Here is a 23,737-nt window from a genome sequence, read left to right as displayed (position 1 = left end):
CTGTCATGCGTGGCCCTCGTTCACCGGTCCCGGCGCCATCTCCAGCTGTGCGGCTTCCTCGTACGGGCTGGGGGCGCGGAGGCTCCCGGCGTGCGTGGCTGTGGCGTCGGTGTTCGGCGGGCAGCCGGAAACCGGCAGGCACAGCACGAACATGGCGCCGCCGTACGGCGACTCGCCGGCCACGAGCGTGCCGCAGTGGGCGCGGGCGATGTCGCGGGCGATGGCCAGGCCGAGTCCGGTGCCTCCGTGGCCCCGGCTGCGTGCCGTGTCCGATCTCGCGAACCGCTCGAAGATCCGCTCTCGTTCGGGTGCCGGGACGCCCGGGCCGTCGTCGCCGACCCACAACTCGACGAAGCCCTCGTCACGCCGGAGCCCGATCTCGACCACGCTCCGGGCGTGCCGCTGCGCGTTGTCGAGCAGGTTGGTCAGCAGGCGGGCGAGGTGGCGCGGCGCGGCGTGCATCCTGACCCCGTCCGCCAGCTGAAGGCGCACGGGTATGCGGTCCGCCCGGCGGGCGACCTCGTCCCTGACCAGCGCCGAGACGTCCACGGGTTTGCGGTCGGGGGCGGTCGCCCCCACCTTCGCCAGCAGGAGCAGGTCGTCGATGATGACTTCCAGCCGCTCCACGTCGAGCAGCGCGTCCCGGAGCAGCGACCGCAGATCGGTCTCGTCGGGATGCAGTTGCGCCTCCTCGAGTTGCGTGCGCAGGCCGGCGAGCGGAGTGCGCAGTTCGTGTGAGGCGTCCGCGGCGAACTCGCGCTGCCGCCGCAACGCCCGCTCGGTGGTCAGCTTCGCCTGCTCGATGCGGGCGAGCGTGCTGTTCACGGTGCGGGCGAGCCGCGCGATCTCGTCGTCCCCGGTCGGTACGGGCACCCGGGTGTCCAGGTCGTGCACGTTGACGGCGGCCAGGTCGCTGCGGATCGCCTCCACGGGCCGCAGGGTGCGTCCGGCGACCTTCCAGGTGGCCCAGGCGGTGAGCAGCACGAGCGCGGCGACCTCCACGGTGAAGAGCAGGTCGAACATCGCGACGGGAGTGAAGCCGTCGATCGGACGTCCCGCGTAGACGACGGGGGAGTCGGGCCCGGGCGTCACCCGGAGCGCCGACAGGCGCAGGCAGCCGATCCCGTCGTGCGCACAGGCCTGCAGGTCCTGCATCGGATCCTGCTGAGACGGCCAGAAGGAGCTCATCGGAGGTATCCCCCGGGCGGCGGGCGACGCGGCGAGCACCCGCCGGTTCGGAGCCACCACCTGGACCAGACTGATCCCGGCCACCTGCGGAGTGATGATGTCCCGCAGATGGCCGGTGCGCCATGCGGCGGCCGTGAGCGCGGCCTCCTGCCGCGCGTCGAGCCAGACCGCGGTGGCGAACGCCTGCCTGGCCAGCACGCTGCCCAGGATCCCGGTGGGGATCAGCAGCAGGGTGGCGAGAGCGGTGACGAGGACGGTGATACGCCCTCGGATGGAATGAGGCCGGAACCGCCGCAGTAACGCTGGGCCGCTGACGTTCATCGCCGTCCTCCTTGCGATGGCACTTCCCTGGGCACTCCGGGCGGGCGGCGGTATCCGTGTGATCGAGGTGGCCGTCCGGACGGCTCGCTGTGCCGGTTGTTTCGGGATGAGAGGCTCGCAACGGCAGGCGGAGTGGTCACTAGGGCGTTCTGCCTGGTCAGGCCGCTACTTCTCGGCTCCGCACCACGTTAGCACTAGACTTGAAGTCATCAAGTAAAGGAACCGTTCAAGTTGGTACTCTGCTTGGCGAGGACCGGCGTATTTACCTGGGTGCCGGCGGGAACTCCCGCGGAATCCTGATCGTTCCCACTGTGGTGGAGTGGCGCTCCCACTTGTGGGGGCACCGCTCCTCGGGCACCATCCCCACTAGGCCGCGCAGCGGCTGATCAGTGAGTCGCGTCCTGGAGGAAGCGAATGGAGAGTAAGAACCCCATATTCAGTCGGCGCGGGGCGGCTGGTCAGCAGGCGTGGGCCGGGCCGACGCCCAGCGTTCAGCAGCTGAACCAGATGTACGCCACGCCCTCGTACGCTCCCCCGGGAGCGCGGACCATGACGATCGACGACGTCGTGGTGCGCGGCTTCATGACCCTCGGCACGCTCGTCGTGTCGGCGGCCCTGGCCTGGTACTTCAACCTCGGCTGGGGGCTCGCGGCGCCGGCGATGATCGTGGGCCTGATCCTCGGGCTCATCGTGTCGTTCAAGCAGAGCACGAACCCCGCGCTGATCCTCGGCTACTCCGTGTGCTACGGCATCGCCATCGGTGTGCTGAGCCACATGTACGAGACCCTCTACAGCGGCATCGTCCTGCAGGCCGTGCTCGGCACGATGATGGCCTTCGGCGGCACGCTCGCGGTGTACGCACTGAAGATCTTCCGGCCGACGCCGAAGTTCGCCAAGTTCGTGCTCGCCGCCGGGTTCGCCGCGGTCGGCCTGATGCTGATCAACTGGATCGCGAGCATCTTCGTCAGCGGTGGCCTCGGCCTGCGCACCGACAGCCCCATCGGCTGGATCTTCAGCGCCGCCATGATCCTGCTGGGCTGCTTCTTCCTGCTGCTCGACTTCAGTGAGATCGAGCAGGGGGTGCGGGCCGGCGTGCCGGAGCGCTACTCGTGGCTGATGGCGTTCGGCCTGACCCTGAGCCTCGTCTGGCTCTACCTGGAGATCCTCCGCTTCATCAGCTACTTCACGAGCAACGACTAGCCGTACGAGCGAAAGGGGCGCCGTTCCTTCGGGGGCGGCGCCTTTGTCGTGCTATAGCAGGATCCGGTGATCGACACCGTAACTTTCGATCAACATCTTGTAACAAATCTATGCCGCTGAGGGCTTGTCAATCGCGGACCGGTGATGCATCGTGACACAAAGCCGCCTTTTCCGTGGAGGTGCCCATGTCGTTGAACCACTCACCGGAGACCCAGAACAAGCTGATCGCCCGTGTCCCGTCCATAACCGGGCGAGAACTCCCAGAGTGGTTCGAAGCCATCGACAACGGCCCGTCGTTCCTACGCTGTGACGAGCGGGCCAACTGGCTCGCCGACGAGCACGGGCTGAGCCACGGCTACGCCGCCGCGATCGTCCTCGAGCACGAGCGGCGTCGTCGCTTCTAGCGAACATCGGAGCGCGGGAGGGGGCAGTGCCTTCCCGCGCACACAGCACCAGCAGCGACCCGCCGAGCAGCAGCGCTCGGCTCTCGATCTCGAGCAGCACTGAGCACCTCGAGCAGCAGTGAGCGCCCGCACCGGTCCGGTGCGGGCGCATCATTGTTCTATGGATCTCGACAAGGCGCGTGAGTTCGTCAGGAAGAACCACCGAGCGGTCATGCTGACCCGGTATCCGGACGGACGACCGCAGACCTCCCCGGTGACCGTCGGCTGCGACAAGGACGGCCATATCGTGATCAGCAGTCGCGAGACGGCCGTCAAGACCCGCAACCTGCGGGAGAACCCCCAGGTCGTGCTCACCGTGATGACCGACGCCTTCTACGGCGAGTGGATGCAGATCGAGGGCACCGCTCGGATCATCTCGCTGCCGGACGCGATGGAGCATCTGGTGCAGTACTACCGCGACATCAGCGGTGAGCACCCGGACTGGGACGACTACCGCGCCGTGATGATCCGGGACAAGCGCGTGATCATCCAGGTCGAACCCACCCGCGCCGGCCCCGACTACCACGGCTGACGTGGCGCCGGTCCCGGCGCGGGCCGGGACCGGCGTCAACCCCGTCACTCAGGACAGCCGCTCCAGCACCATCGCCATACCCTGGCCGCCGCCGACGCACATGGTCTCCAGCCCGATCGACTTGTCGTGGAACCGGAGGCTGTTGACCAGCGTGGAGGTGATGCGGGCGCCGGTCATGCCGAACGGGTGGCCCACCGCGATCGCCCCACCGTTGACGTTGAGCCGCTCGACGTCGATGCCCAGCTCCTGGTAGGAGGGGATCACCTGGGCGGCGAACGCCTCGTTGATCTCGACCAGGTCGACGTCGCCGATCGACATGCCCGCGCGGGCGAGGGCCTGCCGCGACGCCTCGATCGGGCCCAGCCCCATGATCTCGGGGGACAGGCCGGTGACACCGGTCGACACGATCCGGGCGAGCGGCGTGATGCCCAGCTCGGCGGCCTTGGTGTCGCTCATGACGATCACCGCGGCGGCGCCGTCGTTCAGCGGGCAGCAGTTGCCCGCCGTCACCGTGCCGTCCGGCCGGAAGACCGGCTTGAGCTGCGAGACCGCCTCGTACGTCGTGCCGGCCCTGGGGCCGTCGTCCTTGCTCACCACGGTGCCGTCGGGGAGCGTCACCGGGGTGATGTCGCTCTCCCAGAAACCGTTCGCGATCGCCTTCTCCGCGAGGTTCTGCGAGCGCACGCCGAACTCGTCCTGCTCACGCCGCGAGACGCCCTTCAGCGCCGCGACGTTCTCGGCCGTCTGGCCCATGGCGATGTAGACGTCCGGCAGCACGCCGTCCTCGCGCGGGTCGTGCCACACGGGGGCCCCGCCCTTCGCGGTCTCCTCCGTCCGCGCCTTCGCCTCGTCGAACAGCGGGTTCTGCGCCTGCGGCATGTCGGAGCTGCCGTGCGCGAAGCGGGAGACCGTCTCCACGCCGGCCGAGATGAAAACGTCGCCCTCGCCCGCCTTGATGGCGTGGAACGCCATCCGGGTCGTCTGCAGGGAGGAGGAACAGTAACGGGTCACGGTGGTGCCCGGCACGTTGTCGAGCCCGAGCAGCACGGACACCACGCGCCCCAGGTTGTGGCCCTGCTCGCCGCCGGGGAGCCCACAGCCCAGCATGAGGTCGTCAACGTCGTTCGGGTCCAGCTGCGGCACCTTCGCCAGTGCGGCGCGGATCATCTGCGTGGTCAGGTCGTCCGGGCGGATGTCCTTGAGTGACCCCTTGAAGGCGCGGCCGATCGGTGACCGCGCGGTCGCCACGATGACTGCCTCGGGCATGTGACTCTCCTGCCTGATCTCGGGCCCCTCCACCCAGGGTTCGGGGGGCCTCCTCCCCGGAGGTTACCCTTCGGTACGCCGCCCGCCACGCCCCGGACCCCACTCACCAGAACTTTGTACTAATGCACAGTGTTGCCCGCTTCGCCGTCGGGCCGCTCGGCAATCAGCCGTACATGCCGGGGGTGGTGGCGGTGCCGTCGTTGACGGCGTGGAGGGCGCCCTTCTCGTCGCGCCACAGGCGCCAGCCGTTCTGGCCGCCGGTGAACCAGGAGGGCGGAGCGGAGGAGGAGTCCCTGCGCTTGCCCGTGGCCAGGTCGAACTCGCACAGCGCCGCGATCGAGTAGAACCCCGGGGTCATGCCGCGCAGCGGCAGCGGCTTCGGGTCGGTCACGCAGAACGACCACCCGGTCGCGCCGCTCACCGGGGTCGGCTCGCCGGTGCTGAGGTCGAAGACCGAGCCGGGCGCGTCGCGCTTGAGAAAGCCGAGCTTGTTCATCTCGGGAGGGAAGGCCAGCCACCAGCCGGTGCCGGGGACCTGCGTGGGCGTGATCTGCCCCAGGACCCGTCCGGTCTCGGCGTCGAGCCGGGCGAACCCGCCGTACTGGCCCTGCTCGTCGACCGGCCGGACGACCGGCGCGTACGCCGGGTTGCCGCTGGGGTAGACGCGGACGACGGACGGCCGCATCCAGTCGACGGCGCCGTCGGTGAGACGCGCGGAGAACAGGCCGAACGTCGAGGTCTCCTTGGTCTGGGGGTTGGTGTACGGCGCGACGTATCCGATGATCTTGTCGCCCGTCGCGCCGAAGGCCCAGCCTCCGCTCAGGTCGACGCCCGGGCCGAGGGCCTGCTCGATCGGCAGCTGCCAGACGGTCTTGCCGTCCTTGATCGTGCGGGCCTCCAGCACCGGGTGGGAGGCGAGTCTGAGCAGGACGACCTTGCTCGTGTCGGACCACTCGACCTCGGCGATGCCGGGCAGGCGCCACTTCACGGCGCCGTCACGGGGGTCGAGGACCACGACGCGGGCGGACGAGAGCGCGGTGTCCTCGGAGACGCAGACGTACGGCCCGCAGCGCTGCGGCCCGAAGGTGGACCGCACGGGCCTGACCCACTTCTGCTGTCCGGTGCGGGCGTCCCTGGCCACCAGCGTGGCGCCCTTGCGGTCGGCGGCGGGGTCGAGCGCGACCACCGCGGCCTGCCCGCCGCCGGTCTCCACGGTCGCGGGAGCCTGCACTCCCATGCCGGGGAGGCGTCCCACCATCGTCGCGGGGTGCGCCCACAGCCGGCGGCCGGTCGCGAGGTCGAGCGCGACGGTCTCCAGGGAGCCGTCGGGCCGCATCGAGGTGGCCGCCGCGACGCCGCCTCCCGTGGTGGCCCGGCTGACCGCGTTCACCTGTGTGTTGTGCCAGGCCGGGTAGTCCTTGGCGGCCTCGTCGCCGCCGGAGCAGCCGGTGAGGGCGCCGCCGGTCAGCAGGGCGGTCGCGGCGAGGGCCAGAGCGGGTTTCACGTGGTTCACCTGGGGCCGGATCATTTCGCTCCTACAGGGGGTGATGGCCCGGCCGCGGTAGGTGACCGGCCTCAGGCGTTCGGAAGCGGCCCGGGTCTCCGGCGGAGCAGCGCCGCCCACCGTCCGTGGGGGCCGACAGCCCGGCCGGCGACACGGGTCGCGGTGACCTCGGTGCCGGGTTCCTCCACGGCCATTGCGGCCAAGAGGTATTGCGATCCTTCGACGCGCACGGGTTCCGGCTCGGGCCACAACCCCAACGCGGCGCATACAGACGGTAGCACTGCGTACGCGGCTTGTAGGTAGCCTCGGGCAGATGGATGAAAACGATCAGGCCCGAACATCTCGGCCGGGTTCGCGTCGAATTCGGGCCCGAGCAGGTCGGCGAACGCCACGGTCCGCCCGCCCGCCTCGATGACGGCGACCGTCTGGGCCGCGGCGAGCTGCCGCGACCAGCGCCGGGTGACCCACCGGAGCGGCTGCGCGAGCGGGCGTACGGTGCCCAGGTCGGGACAGGTCCCCACGACCACCTCCACGCCGGCCTCGCGCAGCCGGCGCACCGTCTTCTGCAGGTGCCGTACGGCCCGGGCCGGCAGGGTGGCCGTGGTCACGTCGTTGGCCCCCACGAAGACGACCGCGATCTCCGGCCGGTCCTCCAGCGCGCGGTCCACCTGGACGCCGAGGTCCACCGACGCCGCGCCCGACTGGCCGACCACGGTGAGGCGCACCGGGCGCTCCGCCACCGCCGCGAGGCCGTACGCGATCCGGACGGCCGGGGTGTCCTCGGGGCGGGTCATGCCGAGGCCGACCGAGGTGGAGTCGCCGAGCACGGCCATCCGGATGGGCTCTCCGGGAAAGGCGCCGTACACGCCGTCGGCCCGAGGGCCGTCGAGGCCGTGCGGCTGTCCCACGATCCGCCGGGCCACGATGGCCTCGGCCATCAGCAGGCCGTACGTCACGGCTCCCAGGGCCGTGAGCCCGCCTCCGCCCACGGCGGCGGCGGTGGCGATGCGGCGGGCGGCACGCACCGCGCCGGACGTCCGGATCACCCGTCCTCCCCATGCTCACGGTACGGTTTGAGGGAGAAATTAGCCGAGTTCCGGCCACCCCTATCGGAACCCCGGCTGACGGCAGGCTGACAAGCTTCGGCAAACAAGGTGGTCATCGCGGTGCGCGTACACGACTCGCTGGTGGAGCTGATGGGCAACACCCCGCTCGTCCGGCTGCGCAAGGTCACGGCGGGCGCGCCCGCCCAGGTCCTCGCGAAGGTGGAGTACTTCAACCCCGGCGGTTCGGTGAAGGACCGGATCGCGGTGCGGATGATCGAGGCGGCCGAACGGAGCGGCGAGCTCAAGCCCGGCGGCACGATCGTCGAGCCGACCTCCGGCAACACCGGCGTGGGCCTGGCCATCGTGGCGCAGGAGAAGGGCTACCGCTGCCTGTTCGTCTGCCCGGACAAGGTCGCCCAGGACAAGATCAACGTGCTGCGCGCGTACGGCGCGGAGGTCGTGGTCTGCCCGACCGCCGTCTCGCCCGACCACCCCGACTCGTACTACTCGGTGTCGGACCGGCTGGCCCGTGAGATCCCGAACGCCTGGAAGCCCGACCAGTACTCCAACCCCGAGAACCCGGCGAGCCACTACCACTCGACCGGCCCGGAGATCTGGGAGCAGACCGAGGGCAGGATCACGCACTTCGTCGCCGGAATCGGCACCGGCGGCACGATCAGCGGGACCGGGAAGTACCTCAAGGAGGTCTCCGGCGGCCGGGTGAAGGTCATCGGCGCCGACCCGATCGGCTCGGTCTACTCCGGCGGCACCGGCCGTCCGTACCTCGTCGAGGGCGTGGGCGAGGACATCTGGCCCGCCACGTACGACACCGCGATCTGCGACGAGATCATCGCGGTCTCCGACAAGGACTCGTTCGGCATGACGCGCAGGCTCGCCCGCGAGGAGGCACTGCTCGTCGGCGGCTCGTGCGGCATGGCCGTGGTGGCGGCCGTGCGGGTGGCCCAGGCGGCCGGGCCCGACGACGTCGTGGTCGTGCTGCTGCCGGACGGCGGCCGCGGCTACCTGTCGAAGATCTTCAACGACGAGTGGATGGCCGACTACGGCTTCCTCACCACGTCGAGCGAGGAGGGCCTGGTCGGCGACGTGCTGGGACGCAAGACGCCGGGGCTGCCCGAGTTCGTCCACGTCCACCCGCACGAGTCGGTCGGCACCGCCATCTCGATCATGCGGGAGTACAACGTCTCCCAGCTTCCGGTCATGAAGGAGGAGCCGCCGGTCATGGCGGCCGAGGTCATCGGCTCGATCGTGGAGCGCGACCTGCTGGAGGGCCTCTACCGCGGCCGGGTGCGGTCCGAGGACGAGATCGGCGGCCACATGTCCGCGCCGCTGCCCATGATCGGGTCCGGTGAGCCGGTGGCCCGGGCGGTCGAGGCGCTGGAGAAGGCCGACGCCGCCGTGGTGCTGGACGACGGCAAGCCGGTGGGCATGGTCACCCGTCAGGACCTGCTGGCCTTCCTCGCCAACCACTGACCCGACCACTGACCCGACCACTGACCCAACCACTGGGCCGACGCCTGGGCCGACGGCTGGGTCGGCCACAGCCGCGTCCGCCGGGACCAGGCGGGCCGGGCGGCTACGCTCGACGCCATGAACCATGGTTTCGAGACGCTCGCCATCCACGCAGGCCAGGAGGCGGACCCGCACACGGGCGCCGTCGTTCCTCCCATATACGCCGTGTCCACCTACAAGCAGGACGGCGTGGGCGGCCTGCGGGCGGGATACGAGTACAGCCGGTCGGCCAACCCGACCAGGACCGCCCTCGAGGAGGCGCTGGCCGCCGTCGAGGGTGGTGTGCGCGGGCTGGCCTTCGCGTCGGGCCTCGCCGCCGAGGACACGCTGCTGCGCACCGTCTGCAAGCCCGGCGACCACGTGGTGATCCCCGACGACGCGTACGGCGGCACCTACCGGCTGTTCTCCCGGGTGCTCCAGGAATGGGGGGTCACCTTCGACCCGGTGCCGCTCGGCGACCTCGACGCGGTGCGCGCCGCCGTACGGCCGGAAACGAAGGCGATCTGGGTGGAGACGCCCACCAATCCCCTGCTGAACGTCGCGGACATCGCCGCGCTGGCGAACGTCGCGCACGACGGGAGCGCGGTGCTCGTAGTGGACAACACCTTCGCCTCGCCCTACCTGCAGCAGCCGCTCAGCCTGGGCGCGGACGTCGTGGTCCACTCGACGACCAAGTACGTCGGCGGCCACTCCGACGTGGTCGGCGGCGCGCTGGTGACCCGGTCCGCCGACCTCGGTGAGCGGCTGGCCTACCACCAGAACGCGATGGGCGCGGTGGCCGGGCCGTTCGACGCCTGGCTCACGCTGCGCGGCCTCAAGACGCTGGGCGTGCGGATGGACCGGCACTGCGACAACGCCGAGCGCGTGGTCGACCTGCTGCTGTCGCACCCGAAGGTCGTCCAGGTGCTCTATCCGGGCCTGCCCGAGCACCCCGGCCACGAGGTCGCAGCCAAGCAGATGCGGCGTTTCGGCGGGATGGTGTCGTTCCGCGTCGAGGGCGGCGAGGAGGCCGCCGTCGAGATCTGCAACCGCGCCAAGCTGTTCACACTCGGGGAGTCCCTCGGCGGCGTCGAGTCGCTGATCGAGCACCCCGGCCGGATGACCCACGCGTCGGCCGCCGGGTCGCCGCTGGAGGTCCCCGCGGACCTGGTCCGTCTGTCGGTCGGCATCGAGACCGTCGACGACCTCCTGGCCGACCTCTCCGAGGCCCTCGGCTGACGACCGTCCAACGCCCGCTCCGCGCCCTGTCTACTGGGCGCTCCGCGCCGGGGCCGCGGGCTCCGGCGCGGGGTGGCGGGCGGGAGCCACCCACCGTTCGCACAGCAGGGCGGCGAGGGCCGTGGCCGTCAGCAGGGCGCCGGCCACGGTCACGCTGCGGACGCCGGAGTGATCGATGAGCGCGCCGCCGAGCAGCGAGCCGCCCGCGATGCCGATGTTGAAGGCCGAGCCGCTGCCGGCCGAGGCGATGTCGGTGCTGCCCGGGGCCACCTGCAGCGCGCGGCTCGCGATGGCCGCGGCCAGCGCGCTGAACGACATGCCGGTGACGCACAGGGCCACCACCGCCACCGGACGCACGGCGCCGAAGGCATACAAACCCAGCAGCGCGCACGTGATGAGGGCCAGCGGCCCGACCAGAGCGGTCCTGGGCCGGCTGTCGAGCAGCCGGCCGACCACGATCGTCCCCGTGACTCCGGCGATCCCGGACGCGAGGAGCAGCGGGCTGAGCGCGGCCGGGGCGAACCCGCCGAACTCCAGCAGGAACGGCGTGATGTAGGTGTACGCGGTCAGGTAGCCGCCCACCCCGATGACGGTGGCGACGATCAGGAGCGCGTAGCGGCGGGCGTCCGGGGTCGCGCCGCGGCCCGGCTCGTGGCCGTCGGAGCCGCCGTCCGCCTGCCGGCGGCCGGGCATCAGCGCCGCAACAGTGAGGCACGTGATCAGGCCGACGGCGGCGGCCAGGGCGAACGCGGCCCGCCAGCCGACCTGCTGGCCGAGCCAGGTGCCGGCCGGGACGCCGAGGACGGGCCCGAGGGCGCTGCCGATCGACATCCGGGCGATCGCGCGTCCCCGGATCTCCGGGGGGAACATCGCCGCCGCGGCCGGGGTCGCGACCGACCAGAACAGCGCCTGGGTGGCCGCGACCAGCAGCCGGGCGGCCAGCAGCGTCGGATAGTTCGGCGCCACGGCGGTCAGCAGCATCCCCGCGACGAACACGGCCAGCGTGGCGGTGAGCAACCTCCGCCGCGGCACCCGCTGCGTCAGCCGGGTGAGCGGCAGCGAGGCCAGCACCACGACCGCGGCGTACCCGGTGACGAGCAGGCCCGTCTCGGACGGCGACCGGTCCAGGTCGGCCGCCATCACCGTGAGCAGCCCGATGGGCAGGACCTCGGCGGTGACGTAGGTGAAGGCGCCGACGGCGAGGGCGACCAGCGCCCACGCCGCACGGCGTTGCGTCGTAAGGTGCACTAGCCCCTCTTTCCCCCGATTCCGGCCAAAGACGTTCTACCGGACATTCGGCGAAAAGAGGGAATGCTTATGACGGGTTGAAGAAGACCATCAGGAAGAGGACGACGAGCCAGATCAGGGCGCTGATCCCGGCCAGCGCCGCGATCCGCCCGGTCTGCACCTTCGCGTCGTCCGCCGTCGACTCGCTGGACAGCGCCGCGATGGCCGTACGCTGGTCACGCTCGACGATCACCAGCAGGACGGCCCCGACGACGAACAACGTCATCGACACCGACAGGTACGGCGCGCCGAGCGCGCTGCGGCCCAGCAACAGGCCGAACAGGAAGACCCCGATCGTGAGCAGGCCGAACAGCCGGGTCGCGCGGTGCAGGTATCGCAGCACGCTCAGATCGCGCGCCCGGATGTAGCGCGGGGTGACGCTCGTGACCGCCGTGAGCGGACCGAGCGCGAAGATCGCGAACCCTATGTGCAGCCACAGCAGCAGGTGGTCGAGAGGCGACATGGGCAGAGGCTATCGCCTGACTGATCGGCCCCGCAGTCGCCCGGACGCGCTCGTCGTGGGCGCGTCGGACGCCGGGGCGCCAGGGAGCTACTTCCGGCGACGGGGGCGGTTGTGCACCGCCATCTCGAACAGCACTGTGGTGAGGACCATGAGGACGACGAGGCCGACCGCTGCGAACATGGGAGCGCTCCTTCCACTGGCATGTGGAACGACCAGCGCGAACAGGGGATGCCTGTCTATCGTCCGCCGATTGCAACCCGGTCGGCAATCGATTATCGATTCCCCGGCCGCGGCCGTCCGTCTCCCCGCTCACGCCCGACGCCCGGTGCTTTCCCGGTCCCCGTCAGTCCTGCGGCCCCGGGACGCGCCCCGGGGCCGCGCCGATGTGCTTAGCCATGCCCGGCCGGCAGGCGGCGAACCGCCTACCGGTCCGTCTTCTGTCCAAGGAGCGGGAACCCGGCCTTCTGCCCGAGGAGCGGGAACCCGGCGCGGCGTGCGGACGGCCCCACGATCAGCGGGTGCGGCGGGCGCGCAGGAAATCGCTGACGACGTACTCGCCGAGGCGGTCGGCGCTGGCGGAGAAGACGCGGCCGCCGTTGCGCCGGGCGACCTCGTCCACGAACTCCCGCAGCCGGTCGTCGGCGGCCAGCATGAAGACGTTGATCGTCGCGCGCCGCCTGGTCATCTTGTCGACCTCGGCGAGCGTCAGCGTCAGCGTCTCCTGTGACGGAGGCCACTCGAAGCGCGGCACGCCGTTGCGCATCAGGTGCGCCGTCGGCTCGCCGTCGGTGACCACCAGGACCACCGGCTCGAAGTCCGGGTGGCGGTCGAGGTGCCGGCCCGCGATCAGCAGCGCGTGGTGCAGGTTCGTGCCCTGGACCATGTCCCATTCGAGCCCGGCCAGCTCGTCGGGCCGCAGCACCCGGGCGTAGTTCGAGAACCCGATGATCTGCACCGCGTCCTGGGGGAATTTCGAGGCGACCAGCGCCTGCAGGGCGAGCGCGGTCTGCTTGGCCGCGGCCCAGGTGCCACGCAGGGCCATCGAGTAGGACAGGTCGACCAGCAGGCAGACGGCCGCCGCCGAGCGCCGCTCGGTCTCCACGACCTCGAAGTCGTCCACCGACAGGGTCACGGGCGCGCCCCCGCCCCGCCGTACGCCGTTGACGACCGTACGGACGACGTCGATGGGCTGCTCGTCGCCGAAGCGCCACGGGCGGGTCGAGCCGGTCGGCTCCCCGGCCGTGCCCGCGTCGCGCTGGTCGTGGTCGCCGCGGCGGCCCGAGTCGAGCGAGGCGAAGACGCGGCGCAGGGCGGTCTCCCCGAGGCGGCGCACGGCCTTGGGCGTGAGCTCCAGCTTGCCGCGGTTGCGCCGCAGGTAGCCCTGGGCCTCCAGCTCGCGCTCGACCTGCCGCAGCGCCTCCAGGTCGTCCACGGCCGAGCGGCCGAGCGCCCGCCGGATCGCGGCCTCGTCGATGTCGTCGAGCCGGGCGCCGGGGTAGTCCTGGCGCAGCGCGGTCTCCAGGTCGCCGAGGTCGGCCAGCTCCTGCAGGGCCGTCACGGCGTCGCCCATGCCCATCGGCTGCTCGCCGGACACCCGTTCGGGGGCGCCCCAGGCGAGGTCGGGACGGCGGGCGTAGAGAGAGTCGCCGAGACGCCGCATCTGCTCGGCCAGGCCCGCCTGCTCCAGCGTCTGGTCGATCAGCCCGGCCAGCTCCTCGCGCTGCTGCGGGGTGAGCGAGGCGAGCAGCCGCTGCGCGGCGGCGGCACGGCGGGCGAGCTGGTCGACCAGCTCGTCCAGGTTCCGCGGGTTCTCGGGGAACATGTCCCCGTATTTCTGCATGAACCGGTCGAAGTCGTCCTGGGTGTGCTCGCCCCTGGCGTCGCGGTCCAGCATGTCGTTGAGGTCCGACATCATCTGCCGGACCCGTTCCATGGCGGCCGGGTCGGGGTTGGCCAGCGCGTCGCGCATGCCGCGGAACTGGCTGTCGAGGACCTCCCTGCGCAGCAGGTCGCGCAGCTCCTCGAACGTCTGCCGGGCGGCGGCCGAGCGCCAGTCGTAGTCGGCCAGCTCCTGTACCGCCCGCGCCGCGTCCGAGGGGAGCGCGTCGAGCATCGCCTCCCGGAAGCGGGCGTCGTCGAACGGATCGGGACTGTGTTCTCCCGGGGGACGACCCCCGGACCCCCGCTGGAGCTCCGCCCGCTCCTGGCCGATCGCCTTGTCGAGCAGGGCGCGCACGCGCTCCAGCGTGCCGTCGAGCCGGGTGTTGTCCCGCAGATCGCGGCGGCGCCGCCGCACCTGGCGGAGCAGGTCGTCCAGGCCGCGGCGGTCGGGAGCTCCCGGCAACCCGCGCCGCAGCAGGTCGCGCAGCGCGTCGAGCGGCGTCGAGCCGGACAGGACGGCGTCGCCCATCTCGTCCAGCGCCGAACGCACGTCGTACGGCGGAGCCAGCGGATCCGGCCCGTCGTGGTACTCCCGGTAGAAGTAGCTCACGTCCGGTACACCGCGGCGCCGTCGGTCTCGTCCTTGGACAGCCTGCGCATCAGGTAGAGCCCTTCCAGCGTGAACTCCAGCGCCGCGGCGGCGTGGCCGGGCGACTCGTCGCCCTCGCCCATGCCGAGCCGTGCCATGATCTTCGACAGGCCCTCGACGCGGCCGATCCTGCGCAGCAGCTCGTGGGCCGGCACCAGCTCGCCCGACTCCACCTGCGCGCCCTCGCCGAACCTGTCCAGCAGCGGCGCGAGGTCGGCGCCGCCGAGCGAGGCGCGGAACGTCTCGGCCGTCGCGCGGCGCAGCAGGTGGGCGAGCACCTCGATCTCCCGCCCCTCCTCGCTGACCTCGAACTCCACCTTGCCGCGCAGCGTGTGGACCACGCCGGGCAGGTCGCACACGCGGGTGACGGGCCGCTCCTCCCCGGTCAGCGCGGCCCGCCGTACGGCGGAGGCGGCGGCGGTCTCGGCGGCGGCGATCGAGAAGCGGGCAGACACGCCCGAGCGGGAGTCGACCGCGGTCGACTCGCGAACCAGGCGGGTGAACCGGGCGATCACCTCCACCAGGTGGTCGGGCAGGTCCGCGCCGAGGCCGCCGAGGTCGGCCTCCTGACGGATCAGGACCAGCTCGTCCTCGACCGTGCGGGGGTAGTGGGTGCGGATCTCCGCGCCGAACCGGTCCTTCAGCGGGGTGATGATCCGGCCGCGGTTGGTGTAGTCCTCGGGGTTGGCGCTGGCGATCAGCAGGATGTCGAGGGGGAGCCGCAGGTTGTAGCCGCGGACCTGGATGTCGCGCTCCTCCAGCACGTTGAGCAGCGCCACCTGGATGCGCTCGGCCAGGTCGGGCAGCTCGTTGACGGAGAAGACGCCCCGGTTGGTCCGGGGAACCAGGCCGTAGTGGACGGTTTCGGGGTCGCCGAGCGTGCGGCCCTCGGCGATCTTGATGGGGTCGACGTCGCCGATGAGGTCGCCGACCGAGGTGTCCGGGGTGGCCAGCTTCTCGCCGTACCGGTCCTCGCGGTGCTTCCACGCGACCGGCAGGTCGTCGCCGTGCGCGGCGGCGAGCCGGCGGCACCGGACGCAGACCGGCGCGTACGGGTGGTCGTTGATCTCACAGCCCTCGACCACCGGCGACCACTCGTCGAGCAGGCCGGTGACGGTGCGGATCAGGCGGGTCTTGCCCTGGCCGCGCTCGCCGAGGAGCACGAGGTCGTGGCCCGCGATCAGCGCCCTCTCCAGGTGGGGCAGGACCGTGTCGTCGAAGCCGACGATGCCGGGGAACCGGGCCTCGCCGGCCCGCAGCCGGGCCAGGAGGTTCTCCCTGATCTCGGCCTTGACCGTTCGGTATCGGTGTCCACTCTCGCGCAGTTCACGCAGAGTGCTGGGGGCAGGCGTGGGCGATTTGTGCACGGAGTCGAGCCTACGTCCCCATCGGATGATCCGGCAGCCGAGTTTGCGGAGACACGGTTCAGGAGACACGGCTCAGGGGAACACGGCACGGAGACGCGACCAATTGCCCGGGCGGCCCGTGCGTTGACCTCCGTCCAGTGGGGAGAATCGGCCCAGGGAAACAGTCGCGGAGGAAGAGAGGGCGAGACTATGGCGGTAATGACGAGCCGCTTCGCCGACGGTCTCGCCGTGGGCCCAAACCTGGTGGAAGCGGCCGAGACGGCCGTACGCCAGGCGTTGGCCGGCCTGTCGGGTCCGCCGGACCTTGTGTGCTTCTTCATCTGCGGTGACGACCCCGACGACGTGGCCAGAGCCGGTCAGCGGGCGATGTCGGTCGCGTCCGGGGCCGACGTGATCGGCTGCAGCGCGACCGGCGTGATCGGGCACGGCCAGGGCGTGGAGCTGACCTCCGCCGTGAGCGCGTGGGCGGCGTCCCTCGGCGGGGCCAGGATCGACACCTTCGCCCTGGAGACGCTCCGGACGGAGGACAGGTTCGTGGTCGTGGGGCTGCCGGAGCGCGTCCCCGACGACCGGGCGGCGATCCTGCTCGCCGACCCCTACAGCTTCCCCACGGACGCCTTCATCGAGCACTCGCACGAGGTGCTGGGCACCCTGCCGATCGTCGGCGGCCTGGCCAACGGGCTCCAGGGCCGCGGCTCGGTGCGGTTGTTCGCCAACGGGGAGGTCCACGACTCCGGCGCGATCGGCGTGGTCATCGGCGGCCAGGTGAACGTCGGCACCGTCGTGAGCCAGGGCTGCCGGCCGATCGGGCCGTCCATGGTCGTCACCCGCGCCGAGGACAACGTGCTGCTGGAACTCGCGGGCCAGCCCGCCCTGGCGCGCCTGGAGGACATCGTCAGCGCCCTCGACGAGGAGGACCGCGACCTGGTCGCCGCCGGCTTACAGATCGGCATCGCGATGGACGAGTACGCCGAGCGCCACGAGCGCGGCGACTTCCTCATCCGCGGGGTCATCGGGATCGACCCCGAGCGCGAGGCGGTGGCCGTCGGCGACGTGATCGAGATCGGCAGGACGGTGCGGTTCCAGGTCAGGGACGCCGAGGCCGCCGACGAGGACCTCTACGAACTGCTCGACGAGCACCTGCGGGAGCATTCCGGCCGGGTCGAGGGAGCGCTGCTGTTCTCCTGCAACGGCCGGGGCTCGGGCATGTTCGACTCGGCCGACCACGACGCGCTCGCCGTACGCGAGACGCTGGGGCCGATCGGGGTGGCGGGGTTCTTCGCCGCGGGCGAGGTCGGGCCGGTCGGCGGGCACAACCACGTCCACGGCTTCACCGCGTCGCTGCTCGTCTTCTCCAGCGGCACGGAACTGTCCAGCGGCACGGGCTTCTCCGGCGGCACGGGGTTCTCCGGCGGCACGGGCTTTTCCGGCGGGTTCCCCGGCGGCACGGGGTTCCCCGGGGGTACGGGCTTCCCCGGGGACGCGGGAGCGGGCGCGTGAGCGACCTCATCCTGGCCGTCGACATCGGCGGCACGAAGTTCGCGGCCGGCCTGGTGGATCCGGACGGGCGGGTCGTGGCCGCCGAGCGGGTCGCCACCCCGCAGGGCGCCGACGCCGAGACGCTGTGGGTGACGCTGACCGCGCTGCTCGACCGGCTGGACCTGCCCGCCGCGCTCGCCGGCGTGGGCGTCGGCTGCGGCGGGCCCATGATCTGGCCCGAGGGGGAGGTCTCGCCCCTCAACATGGGCGGCTGGCGCGGTTTCCCGCTGCGCGGGAGGCTGGCCGGGCGGTTCCCCGGGGTTCCGGTCCGCATCCACAACGACGCGATCTGCCTGGCCGTCGCGGAGCACTGGCGCGGCGCCGGGCAGGGGAGTGCGGCCATGCTGGGGATGGTCGTGTCGACCGGCGTCGGCGGCGGGCTGATCCTCGGCGGCAGGCTCATCGACGGCGGGACGGGCAACGCGGGTCACATCGGCCATGTGGTGGTCGACCCCGAAGGCCCGCCGTGCGGCTGCGGCGGCAACGGCTGCCTGGAGGCGATCGCCCGCGGCCCCGGCCTCGCCGCCTGGGCGCTGGCACAGGGCTGGTCGCCGGACGCCGCGGTCACGCGTGGGGAGCTCTACCAGGAGGAGGGCACCGCCACCGCGCGCCGTCTGGCCGCCGACGCCGCGGCCGGCGATCCGATCGCGCTGGCCGCGATGGCCCGCGCCGGTCGCGCCCTGGGCGTCGCGATCGCCTCCGCCGTCAACCTGTGCGACCTCGACCTCGTGACCGTCGGCGGCGGGCTCAGCCAGGCGGGCGACCTGCTTTTCGCGCCACTGGAGGAGGCGCTGCGGGAGCACACCCGCATGGGGTTCGCCGGGCGGGCGCGGGTCGTGCCCGCCGCGCTCGGCCAGGACGCCGGACTCGTCGGCGCCGCCGCGCTCGTGGCGGCCGGCGACAGGTACTGGTCGCCGGAGCGTTGAGAGTGCCGGAACCTGTGATGATGGGCACATGGCTGTCCCACAGGTGACGTACGAGGACGTCGTCGCCGCACGCGAGTCGCTGTCGGACGTGGCGGCGCTGACGCCCGTTCTGCATTCACGGGTGTTGTCCGAGATCGTCGGCGGCTCGGTGCATCTGAAGTGCGAGAACCTCCAGCGGGCTGGGTCGTTCAAGATCCGCGGGGCGTACGTGCGGATCGCGCGCCTGAGTGAGGAGGAGCGGGCCCGGGGCGTGGTCGCGGCCAGCGCGGGCAACCACGCGCAGGGCGTGGCGCTGGGATCGTCGCTGGTCGGGGCCAAGTCGACCGTCTACATGCCCGAGGGCGCGCCGTTGCCGAAGGTGGAGGCCACCCGGGCGTACGGCGCGGACGTGGTCTTCGCGGGGCACACGGTCGACGAGGCGCTGCGGGCGGCCAGGGAGCACGCGGACCGGACCGGTGCGGTGTTCATCCACCCGTTCGACCACCCCGACGTCGTCGCCGGGCAGGGCACGGTCGGCCTGGAGATCCTGGAGCAGCTTCCCGGCACGGCCACGATCGTGCTGCCCATCGGCGGCGGGGGTCTCGCGGCCGGGGTCGCGCTCGCGGTGAAGTCCCAGCGCCCGGGGATCAAGGTGGTGGGCGTGCAGGCCGAGCGGGCCGCCGCCTACCCCGACTCGCTGGCCGCGGGCCGTCCGGTCATGGTCGAGCCCACGTCCACGATGGCTGACGGGATAGCGGTCGGGCGGCCGGGCGAACTGCCGTTCGAGCTGATCCACTACCTGGTCGACAGCGTCGTCACGGTGTCGGAGGAGTCGCTGTCGCGTGCCCTGCTGCTGTGCCTCGAACGCGCGAAGCTGCTGGTGGAGCCAGCCGGGGTGGCGGGAGTCGCGGCGCTGCTCGACCAGCCGCACGCGTTCGAGCCGCCGGTCGTCGTCGTGCTGTCGGGCGGCAACATCGATCCGCTGCTGCTGGCCAGGGTGCTGCGGCACGGCCTCGCGGCGGCGGGCCGCTACCTCGCCTTCCGCATCCGGCTGACCGACCGTCCCGGGGCGCTCGCCGCGCTGCTGGCCCGGCTGGCCGACCTCGGGACCAACGTGCTCGACGTGGTGCACGAGCGGTTCGGCTCCCGGTTGCACCTGGAGGAGGCCGAGGTCCTGCTGCAGCTGGAGACCCGCGGCCCCGCGCACTGCGACGAGGTGCTGAGCGCGCTGCGGCGGGACGGCTACAAGCTGCTGTTCTCCTGATCGGGCCGCGGCGGCCAGGGGCCGAACCTGAGGCCGGGCGACGCCGTGGACATCGGCTGGAATCTCGCGGTCCACCGGCCGGCCGGGTGACCGGAGCGGAGCGAGGGCCGTCCCCCGGTGTGGACGGTCAGGTGACCGGGGCGGGACGCTTCGGCTGGAACAGCCAGGCGTCGAACAATCCCTTGAGGTCCTTGCCCGAGACGCGCTCGGCCAGCGCGACGAACTCCTGCGTGGTGACGTTGCCGTGCCTGTGGGCGTCGGCCCACGCCCTGATCAGCGGGAAGAACTTCTGGTCGCCGATCTCCCGGCGCAGCGCGTGCAGCGTCATGGCGCCGCGGTTGTAGACGGCGGCGCTGAACAGGTCGTCGGCGCGGGCCGCGCCCGGGGGATAGGTCCACATCGGGTCCGCCGCGTTCTCGTAGTAGCGCCGGAAGGCCGAATCGGCCGTGTACTGGCCGGTGTGCTCCGCCCAGAGCCATTCGGCGTACGTCGCGAAGCCCTCGTTCAGCCACAGGTCCCGCCAGCGCCCGATGCTCAGGCTGTCGCCGAACCACTGGTGGGCGAGCTCGTGCGCGATGATCGCGGGCTCGGGCGAGAAGCCGCCGTAGATGGGCTTGGTCTGGTTCTCCAGCGCGTACCCCGCCGCGTAGTCGTCGATCACGCCGCCGGTGGAGGAGAAGGGGTACGGCCCGAAGACGGTCGACCAGTAGTCGGTGATCTTCCCGGTCTGCGTGAAGAGGGTGTCCAGCGAGCCGCGGAAGGAGTCGGCGACGGCGGCGTAGATCGGCAGGCCCTTCTCGCTCGTGCCGGTGCGGACCTGGAACTTGCCGGTCGTCATCGTGGCGAGGTAGCTCGCCATCGGGTGCTTCTCCCGCCAGACGAACGTCGTCTTGCCCGCAGCGGTCCGCGGCGTCCCGGCCATCTCGCCGTTGGCGATCGCGGTCAGCCCTTCGGGCACGGTGATCTGGAAGTCGTAGGTCGCCTTGTCGGCGGGATGGTCGTTCGACGGGAACCAGGTCTTCGCGCCGTTCGGCTCGCACGTGACGAACGCCCCGTCCGGGGTGGCGATGAAGCCGTACCGGCCGAGGTTGGCGGAGTCGTGCATCGGTTCCGGCACGCCGGAGTAGTCGACCGTGACCGCGAACCCGTCGCCGTTCCGGATCCGCCGGGCCGGCTCGATCACGAGCTCGTCCTTGCTGCGGCTGAACGAGGCCGCCGCGCCGTCCACCGACACGCGGCTCACGGTGAGCCCGTGCAGGTCCAGGTCGAACGACGTGAGGTCCTGCACGGCCTTCGCCTCGATCGTGGCGCTGCCCGCGAGTTTCCTGGACGACGGGTCGTACGACAGGCGGAGGTCGTAGTGCCGGACGTCGTAGCCGCCGTTGCCGTCGCCGGGGAAGTCGGGGTCGCCGATGCCGGGGGCGCCCAGCGTGCCGGTCGACTGGCCCACACCCGCTGACGCGGGGGCGGCCGCGGCCGGGGACGGCGCGACCGCGCCCTGGGACGGCGCGCAGGCCGTGGCGGCTCCGACGGCCACCGCGCAGATCAGGGCGGTGATCGGCCTGCCGGTCGGCGTCCTGGTCGGCATGGAGAACGGAGGAAGACGATGCGTGGCCATATGTCTGGCAACTCTATGCGAGGCGGCGAGGTGGTCCGGGTACTGACGCCGCGTGTTTTCCCTGCTCGCAGGGGTTGCGCCGCGGGGGCGGCCGTCTCAGGCGTCCACGACGAGCGTCTGGGCGGCCTTGTCGTGCAGGGCCTGCTTCCTGCGGTCGAACAGGATCCACGCGAGGTTCACCAGCCCGAGGCAGAACAACCAGCCCAGCACGATCTCCACCGCCTGCCGCACCGCGATCGGCCCGGGGCCGGCCGGCTCACCGGTCTCCCGCACCACGCGCATGCCGAACAGCCTCTTGCCCACCGTCTGGCCGTTCCAGAACGACTGGAGCAGCCAGTAGTAGAGGAACCCGATCAGCCCGACGAGGAGACCGTTGCCGACCGGGAACCGGGCCACGGCCCCCGTCGTGCCCTCGTACACGACTCGCCAGTCGTCCCAGGTGAGCGGCGAGGTGACGAGCCCGATGAGCACGGCGTCCAGGATCCCGGCGAACAGGCGGCGCCAGCGGCCGGCGAGCCGCGGCGCCGTCTGCCCGAAGGGCGGGGGTGTCCAGGGACTCCTCGGTTCCTCGTACGGGCTTCCCGGAGGCGGCGGTGTTCCCATGGCTGAATGGTCACCCCGCCGCCCTTCGGTCAAAGCCGGGCAGGCGCAAAGGCTGGGGAGTGTCTGGCAAATGCTGCCCGTCGCGACCGTGCAGGGTTTGATCCGCCGGCCACGACCTGAGTTCAGAGGGTGCCGCGGCGTGCCTGCTCGCGCTCGATGGCCTCGAAGAGCGCCTTGAAGTTGCCCTTGCCGAAGCCGAGGGACCCGTGCCGCTCGATGAGCTCGAAGAAGACGGTCGGGCGGTCCACCACCGGCTTGGTGAAGATCTGCAGAAGGTAGCCGTCCTCGTCGCGGTCCACGAGGACGCGGCGCTTCTTCAGCTCCTCGACCGGCACGCGGACCTCGCCGATGCGGGCGCGCAGCTCCGGGTCGTCGTAGTAGGAGTCCGGCGTGTCGAGGAACTCGACCCCCGCCTCGCGCATGGCGTCCACGGTCGTGAGGATGTCGTTGGTGGCGAGCGCGATGTGCTGCACGCCCGGGCCGCCGTAGAACTCGAGGAACTCCTCGATCTGGGACTTCTTCTTGCCCTCGGCGGGCTCGTTCAGCGGGAACTTGACCTTGCGGGTGCCGTCCGCGACGACCTTGGACATCAGCGCCGAGTATTCGGTGGCGATGTCGTCGCCGATGAACTCGGCCATCTTGGTGAAGCCCATGACCTTCTCGTAGAACTCCACCCACTCCTCCATGCGCTCGACGTTGCCGACGCAGTGGTCGATCGCCTGGAAGAGCCGGCCGTTCTTCACCGCGGGCGGCGCGACGATGGGCTCGGCCGCGACGTATCCCGGCAGATAGGTGCCGGTGTAGTTGGCGCGGTCGATCAGCGTGTGCCGGGTCTCGCCGTAGGTCGCGATGGCCGCGACGACGACCTTGCCATGCTCGTCCTCGACCACGTGGGGCTCCTCCAGCCCCCGGGCGCCGTTCTCCAGCGCGTGCCGGTAGGCCGCCTCCACGTCCGGCACGTCCAGCGCGAGGTCGATGACGCCGTCGCCGTGCTCGGCCACGTGCCGCGCGAGCGGCGTGCCCGGCCGTACGGCTCCGCGCAACTCGAACCGCGCCGAGCCCGACGCGAGGACGTACGCCACCTCGTCGCGGCTGCCCGTCTCCGGCCCCCGGTAGGCCATCAGGCGCATCCCGAAGGCGGTCGAGTAGTAGTGGGCGGCCTGCTTCGCGTTGCCGACCGCGAAGACCACCGCGTCCATGCCGTGAACCGGAAAGACATCGTTCATGTGACAAGCGTCCGTTCGCATGGCCAATTTGTGCAACAGTGACTCGAATAGGTGGACAATGTGCTCAGTCTTCGTCTCGTACAAGGGAAAATCGTTATGACGATTGACCACCTCGACGCACGTCTTGTCGCGCTGCTGGCCGCCGAGCCCAGGATCGGCGTACTCGAGTGCTCCCGCAGGCTGAACGTCGCCAGGGGCACGGTGCAGGCCCGGCTCGACCGGATGGCCGCGAACGGGGTCATCACCGGCTACGGCCCGGACATCGATCCGGCCGCGCTCGGCTTCGACGTGACGGCGTTCGTGACGTTGCACATCAGGCAGGTCGCGGGGCACGTGCCGGTGGCCGACCAGCTCGCGCTCATCCCCGAGGTCCTGGAGGTCCACACGATCACCGGTGGCGGGGACATGTTCTGCCGCGTGGTCGCCCGCAGCAACGCCGACCTCCAGCGCGTCATCGACCGGATCGTGGACGTGCAGGGCGTCGTACGGACCGAATCGGTGATCGCGCTCGACACGCCGGTGCCGTACCGGACCCTTCCGCTCGTCCGCGCGGCCGGGGGCTGACCGGGCGGTTTTCCACAGCGTCCTGCCGTGGGCCAGGCTTTTCCACAGACGTCGCGGGAAGTGCCGGACCATCGATGGCCATCGTTTACCGTGGTCCTATCCGCCCAGCTCAGGGGCACAAAC

General features: G+C 71.4%; 20 protein-coding genes. 9 read left to right on the top strand and 11 right to left on the bottom strand.

The annotated features are described in order from the left end of the window. Nucleotides 1-3: 3 nt before the first annotated feature. Nucleotides 4-1,509, bottom strand: a complete 1,506-nt coding sequence (locus HHX30_RS19695) for a cell wall metabolism sensor histidine kinase WalK (protein WP_169983442.1) — start codon at nucleotides 1,507-1,509, stop codon at nucleotides 4-6. Between the two features lie 414 nt (nucleotides 1,510-1,923). Between HHX30_RS19695 and HHX30_RS19690 the strand changes: the two genes are divergently transcribed. The 3 genes from HHX30_RS19690 (at nucleotide 1,924) to HHX30_RS19680 (ending at nucleotide 3,684) form a co-directional block, all read left to right on the top strand. After that, complete coding sequence (locus HHX30_RS19690) at nucleotides 1,924-2,709, top strand: Bax inhibitor-1/YccA family protein (RefSeq protein ID WP_169983441.1); 786 nt, start codon at nucleotides 1,924-1,926, stop codon at nucleotides 2,707-2,709. A gap of 185 nt (nucleotides 2,710-2,894) precedes the next feature. After that, the gene (locus HHX30_RS19685) at nucleotides 2,895-3,113 is read left to right on the top strand and encodes a DUF4287 domain-containing protein (RefSeq protein ID WP_169983440.1); all 219 of its coding nucleotides are present in this window, start codon (nucleotides 2,895-2,897) and stop codon (nucleotides 3,111-3,113) included. Between the two features lie 160 nt (nucleotides 3,114-3,273). Further along, on the top strand, nucleotides 3,274-3,684 hold the full coding sequence (locus HHX30_RS19680; RefSeq protein ID WP_169983439.1) for a PPOX class F420-dependent oxidoreductase: 411 nt from the start codon (nucleotides 3,274-3,276) through the stop codon (nucleotides 3,682-3,684). 48 nt (nucleotides 3,685-3,732) lie between these two features. On the opposite strand, the gene HHX30_RS19675 is transcribed toward HHX30_RS19680, so the two are convergent. The 3 genes from HHX30_RS19675 to HHX30_RS19665 form a co-directional block, all read right to left on the bottom strand. Continuing rightward, the gene (locus HHX30_RS19675) at nucleotides 3,733-4,950 is read right to left on the bottom strand and encodes an acetyl-CoA C-acetyltransferase (RefSeq protein WP_169983438.1); all 1,218 of its coding nucleotides are present in this window, start codon (nucleotides 4,948-4,950) and stop codon (nucleotides 3,733-3,735) included. Between the two features lie 163 nt (nucleotides 4,951-5,113). Continuing rightward, entirely contained in the window at nucleotides 5,114-6,478 is a 1,365-nt protein-coding gene (locus HHX30_RS19670; protein ID WP_169983437.1) for a PQQ-binding-like beta-propeller repeat protein, read from the bottom strand. Nucleotides 6,479-6,525: 47 nt separating this feature from the next. Further along, nucleotides 6,526-7,500: an SGNH/GDSL hydrolase family protein gene (locus HHX30_RS19665; protein ID WP_169983436.1), complete on the bottom strand. Its 975-nt coding sequence runs from the start codon at nucleotides 7,498-7,500 to the stop codon at nucleotides 6,526-6,528. A 120-nt stretch (nucleotides 7,501-7,620) separates the two neighbouring features. On the opposite strand from HHX30_RS19665, the gene HHX30_RS19660 reads away from it, so the two are divergent. Both HHX30_RS19660 and HHX30_RS19655 read left to right on the top strand, forming a co-directional pair. Further along, nucleotides 7,621-8,991 carry a cystathionine beta-synthase gene (locus HHX30_RS19660; protein WP_169983435.1) on the top strand — a complete coding sequence of 457 codons (1,371 nt, stop codon included), beginning with the start codon at nucleotides 7,621-7,623 and terminating at the stop codon, nucleotides 8,989-8,991. Nucleotides 8,992-9,108: 117 nt separating this feature from the next. Beyond that, a complete protein-coding gene (locus tag HHX30_RS19655; protein WP_169983434.1) occupies nucleotides 9,109-10,248 on the top strand; it encodes a cystathionine gamma-synthase in 1,140 nt (379 codons plus the stop codon). A 30-nt stretch (nucleotides 10,249-10,278) separates the two neighbouring features. Here the strand turns inward: HHX30_RS19655 and HHX30_RS19650 are convergent, their stop codons facing one another. The 4 genes from HHX30_RS19650 to HHX30_RS19635 form a co-directional block, all read right to left on the bottom strand. Beyond that, the gene (locus HHX30_RS19650; RefSeq protein WP_169983433.1) at nucleotides 10,279-11,496 is read right to left on the bottom strand and encodes an MFS transporter; all 1,218 of its coding nucleotides are present in this window, start codon (nucleotides 11,494-11,496) and stop codon (nucleotides 10,279-10,281) included. Nucleotides 11,497-11,563: 67 nt separating this feature from the next. Next, complete coding sequence (locus tag HHX30_RS19645) at nucleotides 11,564-11,998, bottom strand: hypothetical protein (protein ID WP_169983432.1); 435 nt, start codon at nucleotides 11,996-11,998, stop codon at nucleotides 11,564-11,566. A gap of 511 nt (nucleotides 11,999-12,509) precedes the next feature. After that, nucleotides 12,510-14,489, bottom strand: coding sequence for a VWA domain-containing protein (locus HHX30_RS19640; RefSeq protein ID WP_169983431.1), 1,980 nt, complete (start codon nucleotides 14,487-14,489; stop codon nucleotides 12,510-12,512). Then, nucleotides 14,486-15,895, bottom strand: coding sequence for a sigma 54-interacting transcriptional regulator (locus HHX30_RS19635; RefSeq protein ID WP_169983430.1), 1,410 nt, complete (start codon nucleotides 15,893-15,895; stop codon nucleotides 14,486-14,488). Before HHX30_RS19635 ends, HHX30_RS19640 begins: the two co-directional genes overlap by 4 nt. Before the next feature lie 198 nt (nucleotides 15,896-16,093). Between HHX30_RS19635 and HHX30_RS19630 the strand changes: the two genes are divergently transcribed. From HHX30_RS19630 to ilvA, 3 genes are read left to right on the top strand one after another with little or no spacing between them, the layout of a single operon-like run. Beyond that, complete coding sequence (locus HHX30_RS19630; RefSeq protein ID WP_169983429.1) at nucleotides 16,094-17,395, top strand: FIST N-terminal domain-containing protein; 1,302 nt, start codon at nucleotides 16,094-16,096, stop codon at nucleotides 17,393-17,395. Then, nucleotides 17,392-18,360, top strand: a complete 969-nt coding sequence (locus HHX30_RS19625; protein ID WP_169983428.1) for an ROK family protein — start codon at nucleotides 17,392-17,394, stop codon at nucleotides 18,358-18,360. Before HHX30_RS19630 ends, HHX30_RS19625 begins: the two co-directional genes overlap by 4 nt. 28 nt (nucleotides 18,361-18,388) lie before the next feature. Continuing rightward, the gene (gene ilvA, locus HHX30_RS19620; RefSeq protein WP_169983427.1) at nucleotides 18,389-19,603 is read left to right on the top strand and encodes a threonine ammonia-lyase; all 1,215 of its coding nucleotides are present in this window, start codon (nucleotides 18,389-18,391) and stop codon (nucleotides 19,601-19,603) included. 127 nt (nucleotides 19,604-19,730) lie between these two features. Here ilvA and HHX30_RS19615 read toward each other — a convergent pair whose 3' ends face one another. From HHX30_RS19615 to hppD, 3 genes are all read right to left on the bottom strand, one after another. Then, nucleotides 19,731-21,221, bottom strand: a complete 1,491-nt coding sequence (locus tag HHX30_RS19615) for a M1 family metallopeptidase (protein WP_249350219.1) — start codon at nucleotides 21,219-21,221, stop codon at nucleotides 19,731-19,733. A 96-nt stretch (nucleotides 21,222-21,317) separates the two neighbouring features. Further along, complete coding sequence (locus HHX30_RS19610) at nucleotides 21,318-21,824, bottom strand: RDD family protein (RefSeq protein WP_169983426.1); 507 nt, start codon at nucleotides 21,822-21,824, stop codon at nucleotides 21,318-21,320. A 122-nt stretch (nucleotides 21,825-21,946) separates the two neighbouring features. Beyond that, entirely contained in the window at nucleotides 21,947-23,050 is a 1,104-nt protein-coding gene (gene hppD / locus HHX30_RS19605; protein ID WP_169983425.1) for a 4-hydroxyphenylpyruvate dioxygenase, read from the bottom strand. A 96-nt stretch (nucleotides 23,051-23,146) separates the two neighbouring features. Between hppD and HHX30_RS19600 the strand changes: the two genes are divergently transcribed. Next, nucleotides 23,147-23,614, top strand: a complete 468-nt coding sequence (locus HHX30_RS19600; protein WP_169983424.1) for an Lrp/AsnC family transcriptional regulator — start codon at nucleotides 23,147-23,149, stop codon at nucleotides 23,612-23,614. Nucleotides 23,615-23,737: the final 123 nt, after the last annotated feature.

It is taken from the genome of Microbispora sp. H10836 (genome assembly GCF_012999525.1).
GTDB lineage: Bacteria > Actinomycetota > Actinomycetes > Streptosporangiales > Streptosporangiaceae > Microbispora.
Note: the sequence above shows the minus strand (reverse complement) of the source record. Positions and strands in the feature narration are given on the sequence as shown.

What these genes read in the sequence shown, in the direction of transcription:
- HHX30_RS19695 (WP_169983442.1), bottom strand. Translation starts at nt 1,509, where the DNA reads ATGAACGTCAGCGGCCCAGCGTTACTGCGGCGGTTCCGGCCTCATTCC.
- HHX30_RS19690 (WP_169983441.1), top strand. Translation starts at nt 1,924, where the DNA reads ATGGAGAGTAAGAACCCCATATTCAGTCGGCGCGGGGCGGCTGGTCAG.
- HHX30_RS19685 (WP_169983440.1), top strand. Translation starts at nt 2,895, where the DNA reads ATGTCGTTGAACCACTCACCGGAGACCCAGAACAAGCTGATCGCCCGT.
- HHX30_RS19680 (WP_169983439.1), top strand. Translation starts at nt 3,274, where the DNA reads ATGGATCTCGACAAGGCGCGTGAGTTCGTCAGGAAGAACCACCGAGCG.
- HHX30_RS19675 (WP_169983438.1), bottom strand. Translation starts at nt 4,950, where the DNA reads ATGCCCGAGGCAGTCATCGTGGCGACCGCGCGGTCACCGATCGGCCGC.
- HHX30_RS19670 (WP_169983437.1), bottom strand. Translation starts at nt 6,478, where the DNA reads ATGATCCGGCCCCAGGTGAACCACGTGAAACCCGCTCTGGCCCTCGCC.
- HHX30_RS19655 (WP_169983434.1), top strand. Translation starts at nt 9,109, where the DNA reads ATGAACCATGGTTTCGAGACGCTCGCCATCCACGCAGGCCAGGAGGCG.
- HHX30_RS19645 (WP_169983432.1), bottom strand. Translation starts at nt 11,998, where the DNA reads ATGTCGCCTCTCGACCACCTGCTGCTGTGGCTGCACATAGGGTTCGCG.
- HHX30_RS19630 (WP_169983429.1), top strand. Translation starts at nt 16,094, where the DNA reads ATGACGAGCCGCTTCGCCGACGGTCTCGCCGTGGGCCCAAACCTGGTG.
- ilvA (WP_169983427.1), top strand. Translation starts at nt 18,389, where the DNA reads ATGGCTGTCCCACAGGTGACGTACGAGGACGTCGTCGCCGCACGCGAG.
- HHX30_RS19615 (WP_249350219.1), bottom strand. Translation starts at nt 21,221, where the DNA reads ATGGCCACGCATCGTCTTCCTCCGTTCTCCATGCCGACCAGGACGCCG.
- HHX30_RS19610 (WP_169983426.1), bottom strand. Translation starts at nt 21,824, where the DNA reads ATGGGAACACCGCCGCCTCCGGGAAGCCCGTACGAGGAACCGAGGAGT.
- hppD (WP_169983425.1), bottom strand. Translation starts at nt 23,050, where the DNA reads ATGAACGATGTCTTTCCGGTTCACGGCATGGACGCGGTGGTCTTCGCG.
- HHX30_RS19600 (WP_169983424.1), top strand. Translation starts at nt 23,147, where the DNA reads ATGACGATTGACCACCTCGACGCACGTCTTGTCGCGCTGCTGGCCGCC.